At 58.9% G+C, this 491-nt stretch carries 1 pseudogene; it reads left to right on the top strand.

Going from position 1 to position 491, the window contains the following annotated elements:
- Nucleotides 1–491: pseudogene (locus HMPREF3036_RS12155) on the top strand (hypothetical protein); the annotation flags it as partial.

Raw genomic sequence — 491 nt, 5'->3', positions numbered from 1 at the left:
CACGCGAAAACGCGAGCACGGTGAAGTCTGCAACCGGCTTCTCGGCCATGCAGGTCACATCATTGTGGAGGACAACAGCTATAAGGCGTTCCAGAAGGGACGCTTCGGCAAGGCCATCGGGCGACATGCGCCGGCAGCGTTATACGCTCAACTCGCAAGCAAGGCTGAAAGCGCCGGTTTGTTGGTGGAAGTCGTATCGCCAAAGAAACTCAAGCCCTCTCAGCACAATCTGCTGACGGACACGTTTGTCAAGCACGAACTTTGGGAGCGCCGCGCGCGACTGGGTGAAGATGACGACGATCGACGGATCGACCGCGATGCGGCGGCTTGTCTGAACCTGTTGTACGCAGATCTTGAAAATCAAGCCTACGCCCCGGAACGGATCCGTGAAGCCGTTCCAGCCGGAGTAGCAGCATGGCTTGACGCCGGTGTCGCAGTCATTCAAGCCCGAGAAGGAATCACCGAGCGCGAGTTCGGGAGGTTCCGACGGC

Source organism: Sutterella sp. KLE1602 (assembly GCF_001578585.1).
Classification (GTDB): domain Bacteria; phylum Pseudomonadota; class Gammaproteobacteria; order Burkholderiales; family Burkholderiaceae_F; genus Sutterella; species Sutterella wadsworthensis_A.
This window is presented reverse-complemented; position numbering and strand designations above follow the sequence as displayed.